The 5,778-nt window shown below is 68.9% G+C and carries 7 protein-coding genes; 2 read left to right on the plus strand and 5 right to left on the minus strand.

The features are described 5' to 3' along the window. Positions 1-185: 185 nt before the first annotated feature. The 3 genes from AZE13_RS25880 to thyX form a co-directional block, all read right to left on the minus strand. A complete protein-coding gene (locus tag AZE13_RS25880) occupies positions 186-1,871 on the minus strand; it encodes a ribonuclease J (protein ID WP_066936810.1) in 1,686 nt (561 codons plus the stop codon). A gap of 112 nt (positions 1,872-1,983) precedes the next feature. Next, positions 1,984-2,883: a 4-hydroxy-tetrahydrodipicolinate synthase gene (dapA, locus tag AZE13_RS25885; RefSeq protein ID WP_066936813.1), complete on the minus strand. Its 900-nt coding sequence runs from the start codon at positions 2,881-2,883 to the stop codon at positions 1,984-1,986. A 198-nt stretch (positions 2,884-3,081) separates the two neighbouring features. Next, positions 3,082-3,849 (minus strand): FAD-dependent thymidylate synthase, encoded by a 768-nt coding sequence (thyX, locus tag AZE13_RS25890; RefSeq protein WP_079124371.1) that lies wholly within the window; start codon positions 3,847-3,849, stop codon positions 3,082-3,084. Between the two features lie 232 nt (positions 3,850-4,081). On the opposite strand from thyX, the gene AZE13_RS25895 reads away from it, so the two are divergent. Beyond that, a complete protein-coding gene (locus AZE13_RS25895) occupies positions 4,082-4,321 on the plus strand; it encodes a hypothetical protein (protein ID WP_066936815.1) in 240 nt (79 codons plus the stop codon). A gap of 123 nt (positions 4,322-4,444) precedes the next feature. Beyond that, positions 4,445-4,996 carry a PH domain-containing protein gene (locus AZE13_RS25900; protein ID WP_066936818.1) on the plus strand — a complete coding sequence of 184 codons (552 nt, stop codon included), beginning with the start codon at positions 4,445-4,447 and terminating at the stop codon, positions 4,994-4,996. Between the two features lie 161 nt (positions 4,997-5,157). Here AZE13_RS25900 and AZE13_RS25905 read toward each other — a convergent pair whose 3' ends face one another. Together AZE13_RS25905 and AZE13_RS25910 are read right to left on the minus strand one after the other, a co-directional pair. Next, complete coding sequence (locus AZE13_RS25905; RefSeq protein ID WP_066936821.1) at positions 5,158-5,604, minus strand: hypothetical protein; 447 nt, start codon at positions 5,602-5,604, stop codon at positions 5,158-5,160. 13 nt (positions 5,605-5,617) lie between these two features. Further along, a partial coding sequence (locus AZE13_RS25910) for a dihydrodipicolinate reductase C-terminal domain-containing protein (protein WP_309302227.1) occupies positions 5,618-5,778 on the minus strand: 161 nt, incomplete at its 5' end.

Here is a 5,778-nt window from a genome sequence, read left to right on the forward strand (position 1 = left end):
CGGCTGATCCGACTTTATCAGATTTCTCTGGGCCGGAATTCCACCCGCTGGCGGGAAGGGCTCCGGGCGCACAGGCGTCCGGTGTTTCCCGTTCAGGCGGAGCCGTAAACGTACTGGAGCGGGGCGCCCGGATGCAAATCCAGGCGCCCCGCTCCGACTTGAGTACGGTCGTATGACCCTGCGCGTCAGACCTCGACGACCACGGGGAGGATCATCGGCCGACGGCGGTAGTTGTCCGACACCCACCGGCCGACCGAGCGGCGGATCAGCTGCTGGAGCTGGTGGGGTTCGGTGATGCCGTCCTGGGCCGACTTGCTCAGGGCTTCTTCGATCTTGGGGACGACGGCGGAGAAAGCCGCGTCGTCGATGCCGGAGCCACGGGCGTGGATGTCCGGGCCGCCGACGATCTTGCCGGTGCCGCTGTCCACGACCACGTAGATCGAGATGATGCCCTCCTCGCCGAGGATGCGGCGGTCCTTGAGGTGGGTCTCGGTGACATCGCCGACCGAAAGGCCGTCGACATAGACGTAGCCGGCCTGGATCTTGCCGGTGATCTTGGCGATGCCGTCGACCATGTCGACCACCACACCGTCCTCGGCGATGACGATCCGGTCCTTGGGGACACCGGTCAGGGCGCCCAGTTCGGCGTTGGCGCGCAGATGGCGCCATTCGCCGTGCACCGGCATCAGGTTCTTCGGCTTGCAGATGTTGTAGAAGTACAGCAGCTCGCCGGCCGAGGCGTGGCCCGAGACGTGGACCCTGGCATTGCCCTTGTGGACGACGTTGGCGCCCCAGCGGGTAAGTCCGTTGATCACGCGGTAGACCGCGTTCTCGTTACCCGGGATGAGGGACGACGCCAGGATCACCGTGTCGCCCTGGACGATGCGGATCTGGTGGTCGCGGTTGGCCATCCGGGAGAGGGCGGCCATCGGCTCCCCCTGGGAGCCCGTGCAGACCAGCACGACCTCGTCGTCCGGGAGGTCGTCGAGGGTCTTGACGTCGACGACCAGACCGGCCGGCACGCTCAGATAGCCCAGCTCACGGGCGATACCCATGTTGCGGACCATCGAGCGGCCGACGAAGGCGACCCGGCGGCCGTACTCGTGAGCCGCGTCGAGGATCTGCTGGATGCGGTGCACATGGCTGGCGAAGCTGGCGACGATGATCCGCTTCTGGGCGCTGGCGAAGACCTGGCGGAGAACGTTGGAGATGTCGCGCTCCGGCGGGACGAAGCCCGGGACCTCGGCGTTCGTGGAGTCGCTGAGGAGGAGGTCGATACCTTCCTCACCGAGCCTGGCGAAGGCCGGGAGGTCGGTGAGGCGGCGGTCCAGCGGAAGCTGGTCCATCTTGAAGTCGCCGGTGTGCACGACCATGCCCGCGGGGGTGCGGATGGCGACGGCCAGGGCGTCCGGGATGGAGTGGTTGACCGCGACGAACTCACAGTCGAACGGCCCGAGGCGCTCGCGCTCGCCCTCGGCGACCTCCAGCGTGTACGGCCGGATGCGGTGCTCCTGGAGCTTGGCCTCGATCAGGGCGAGGGTCAGCTTGGAGCCGATGAGGGGGATGTCCGGCTTCTCGCGCAGGAGGTAGGGGACGCCGCCGATGTGGTCCTCGTGGCCGTGCGTGAGCACGATGCCGTCGATGTCGTCGAGGCGGTCCCTGATGGACGAGAAGTCCGGCAGGATCAGGTCGATTCCGGGCTGCTCCTCCTCGGGGAAGAGCACTCCGCAGTCGACGATCAACAGCCGGCCGTCGTACTCGAAGACCGTCATGTTGCGGCCGATCTCGCCGAGGCCACCGAGCGGGGTGACGCGCAGGCCGCCCTTGGGAAGCTTCGGCGGGGCGCCGAGCTCAGGATGCGGATGACTCAAAAGACTCTCCTCACCACACGCGCCACGCTGCCGTCGGGGCACGTGGCGCGCATGACATTCGTGCACTTGCTATAGGCGATTGTTGGTCCGTATTCAGTTGTGAAGTCTGTGTTCAGAGCTGTACCCCGCCGGCGGCGAGATCGCGCTTGAGCTGCTCGGTCTCCTCGGCCGAGAGCTCGACGAGCGGCAGCCGCAGCGGACCGCCGGGCAGGCCCTGGAGGGCGAGGGCGGCCTTGGTGGTGATCACGCCCTGGGTACGGAACATACCGGTGAAGACGGGCAGCAGCTTCTGGTGGATCTCGGTGGCCTTGGTGACGTCGCCGTTGAGGTGGGCGTCCAGGAGCGCGCGCAGCTCGGGGGCCACGACGTGGCCGACGACGGAGACGAAGCCGACCGCGCCGACCGAGAGCAGCGGGAGGTTGAGCATGTCATCGCCGCTGTACCAGGCCAGGCCGGAGCGGGCGATGGCCCAGCTGGCGCGGCCGAGGTCACCCTTGGCGTCCTTGTTCGCGACGATCCGGGGATGCTCGGCGAGGCGGACGAGGGTCTCGGTGTTGATCGGGACGCCGCTGCGGCCGGGGATGTCGTAGAGCATGACCGGCAGGTCGGTGGCGTCCGCGATGGCCGTGAAGTGGCGGAACAGGCCCTCCTGCGGGGGCTTGCTGTAGTACGGCGTCACCGCGAGCAGGCCGTGGGCGCCGGCGTCCTGCGCGGCGCGGGCCAGCTCGAGGCTGTGCCGGGTGTCGTTGGTACTGGCTCCGGCCAGGATGAACGCACGGTCGCCGACCGCATCGACCACGGCGCGGACCAGCTGCGCTTTCTCCGCATCGGTGGTGGTCGGGGACTCTCCGGTGGTGCCGTTGAGGACGAGGCCGTCGTTGCCGGCGTCAACCAGTTGGGTGGCGAGCCGCTGCGCGCCGTCGAGATCGAGGGCGCCGTCCGCCGTGAACGGCGTGACCATGGCGGTGAGCACCCGCCCGAAGGGGGTCTGCGGTGTGGAAGTCGGAGCCATGGGTCCCACGCTACTCGTAGCTCACCGCGGGATGCGCCTCCGGGGAGCAGGGATGTGGACTCCGGCACTGCCTGCTCGGGGGTTCAAGCAGTGCCGGGTCCGTTTGTTCAGCCTAGATGAACTTCTTAAAGTGCCGCAATCCGGACACTTGGCGCGCTCATCCGCGCACACCGAGGCAGTCGGCCGACGGTCCGGTCCTTACGGGGCGATCCGGCCGTTCGCGTTGAACGCGCCGTACGTGAGCGGCATGAGATTGGCCCAGTGGGCCTCCATCTGCTCGCCGACCATCTCGATCTCGCGCTGCGGGAACGACGGCACCTTCGCCTGCTCGTGCTGCGTCCGCAGGCCGAGGAAGTGCATCAGCGAGCGGGCGTTGCAGGTCGCGTACATGGAGGAGTAGAGACCGACCGGGAGCACCGCGCGGGCGACCTCGCGGGCGACGCCGGCGGCCAGCATCTCCTGGTACGCGTCGTACGCCTGGCGGTAGGAATCCTGCATGACGCGGCCGGTGAGCTCATGCTGCGCCCGGGTGCCCTCGACGAACTCGTACTTGCCGGGACGGCCCTGCTGGACGAGCTTGCGGGACTCCCCGGGGACATAGAAGACCGGCTCCAGCTGGCGGTAGCGGCCGGACTCCTCGTTGTACGACCAGCCGACGCGGTGCCGCATGAACTCGCGGAAGACGAAGATCGGCGCGCTGATGAAGAACGTCATGGAGTTGTGCTCGAAGGGGCTGCCGTGCCGGTCCCGCATCAGGAAGTTGATCAGGCCCTTGGAGCGCTCCGGGTCCTTCTGGAGCTCCTCCAGGGACTGCTCGCCGGCCGTGGAGACCCGGGCCGCCCACAGCACGTCGCTGTCCGCGGCGCTGTGCTTGACCAGCTCGACCGTCACGTCGCTCCGGAAGCGGACGGCTGCGTCCTCGGCGGACTCGGCGCTCTCGGGGCTGTCGGCGGGGGTAGGGGACACCGGCGGTTCCTTCCATTCGATCCTCGTGCGCGACCAGCCTACGGCCCGCCACTGACAGTCCAGTAAATGCGGCGTGATGCCGCGTTAGCCGCAAAACGGACGCTCTACGACAGGGCCGCGGAGCGGGGGTTGACATTTTTCACAGAAGTCTCGGGAAACGGGCACCAATCGGGCGCCGCAGACGTCTAACCCTGTGACAGTGCCCACTTCGAGGTTCCTAGGAGAGCCCCTCATGTTCCGCCGGCGAGAACCCGTCCCGTTCGCCTTCCTTGCCGAGGCAGACCGGTTCCGCAGCAATATCACTCCCCCGCCGCGCGAGCGCATGTCCCGCGTGCAGCTCGTCGGCCAGTCACTGATCACCCTGACCGTTGTGGGCGGCCTGGCCGGCGCCCTGCTGTTCGGCGTTCCCGCACTGCAGCAGGACAGCTCCACGTCGAATCGGGTGCATCATTCCGAGGCCGCCCGTCACTGAGCGGCCAGGGCACGCGGGTGGAGCGGGCGGAGTGGTTCCGTCCCTCCCGTACCGATAACCTCACCGGTCACAGCTTCCGTCAGCACGTCCTGAGTGCTGCGTAGCCCCGAGTGAGGATCAGCCGTGCCCCTGCCCTTTCTGACGGCAGACCGCGAGCTCGCCGACCGTGCCGCGGAATCGGCCGCGCTGCCGTACGACGAGCCCGACCACTGGCGCCGTCCCTACCGCCCCGGACCGTGGCGCGTAGGGGCGGCGGCGGTGTTTTTGCTGCTCGCGTCGTTCGTCCTGCTCTCCGCGATGATCATCGCGATGGCCGGTTCACCGCCGGGCGCCCTCACCGTCGCCGCGGTGGGAGCCCTGGCGATCGCCTTCGCCCTGCGCCTGCTGCGGGTGGGCGTCTGGGTCAGCGCGCAGGGCCTGCGGCAGGTGCACCTGCTGCGGACGACGACCGAACCCTGGCACGCCATCGCCTCGGTCCGGACGCGTCAGCAGCCGGTGCGCTGGCTGGGACTGCCGCGGACCGTACAGGGTCAGGCACTGATCGTCGAGCGTCGCCAGGGCGCCCCGCTGCGGGCCCTGGTGACCGACCACAGCGGCGACTTCCTCACCCGCCCGGCGGCATTCGAGCGGGCGACGGACGTCCTGGAGGCGTGGGCGGCGGAGTATCGCCCTTAGGGGTTGGGGCGCTCAAGCCCCTTAGGGAGCGGTCGAACAGATCCCCTAAGGGATACGAGACCCCCCCTGCGGGCCACAACCAGCTGGGGGCGGCAGGTATTCCGGGTGGGGGCGGGAGGTATTTCCCGTGCCCCGTAGCCCGTACCCCGGCGGGGGTGGTGTTACCGGGTGCCGGTGTCGTGGAGGGTGATGGCTCGTTGCATGGCCTTGCGGGCGCGGGGGGTGTCGCGGGCGTCGTGGTAGGCGACGGCGAGGCGGAACCAGGTGCGCCAGTCGCCCGGGGACTCTTCGGTTTCGGCCCGGCGGCGGGCGAAGACCGCGTCGGCGGCGTCCCGGTCGATGCGGCCGCCGGGCGTCCGCGTCAGGTCGTCGACCGGCAGGCCGCCCTCGGCCTCCAGCGCACGTGCCAGCCGGTGGGCGTCGCGCGCGAAGCGGGTGTTGTGCCAGAGGAACCACGCCCCGATGAACGGCAGGACGAAAGCCACCGCGCCCATGCCCATCGCGGCCGGCTCGCCGGTGAGGAGGAGCAGTACGCCCTCCAGCGCCACCACGCCGAAGACGATCACCAGCACGGTGGCGAGGAAGAAGTACGTGATCTTTCCGCCCATGACTGCTGCGGCCTCAGTCCAGGTCGAGGAAGTTTTCCAGGCCCACGGTCAGGCCCGGAGCGGTCACCACACGGCGCGCGCCGAGCAGGATGCCCGGCATGAAGCTGCTGTGGTGCAGGGAGTCGTGGCGGATGGTGAGGGTCTCCCCCTCGCCACCGAGCAGGACCTCCTGGT

It is taken from the genome of Streptomyces sp. NBRC 110611 (assembly GCF_001590865.1).
Classification (GTDB): domain Bacteria; phylum Actinomycetota; class Actinomycetes; order Streptomycetales; family Streptomycetaceae; genus Streptomyces.

Excerpts from the sequence above, each read along its gene's own strand:
- AZE13_RS25905 (WP_066936821.1), bottom strand. The coding sequence starts at position 5,604 with ATGGGCGGAAAGATCACGTACTTCTTCCTCGCCACCGTGCTGGTGATC.
- dapA (WP_066936813.1), bottom strand. The coding sequence starts at position 2,883 with ATGGCTCCGACTTCCACACCGCAGACCCCCTTCGGGCGGGTGCTCACC.
- AZE13_RS25895 (WP_066936815.1), top strand. The coding sequence starts at position 4,082 with ATGTTCCGCCGGCGAGAACCCGTCCCGTTCGCCTTCCTTGCCGAGGCA.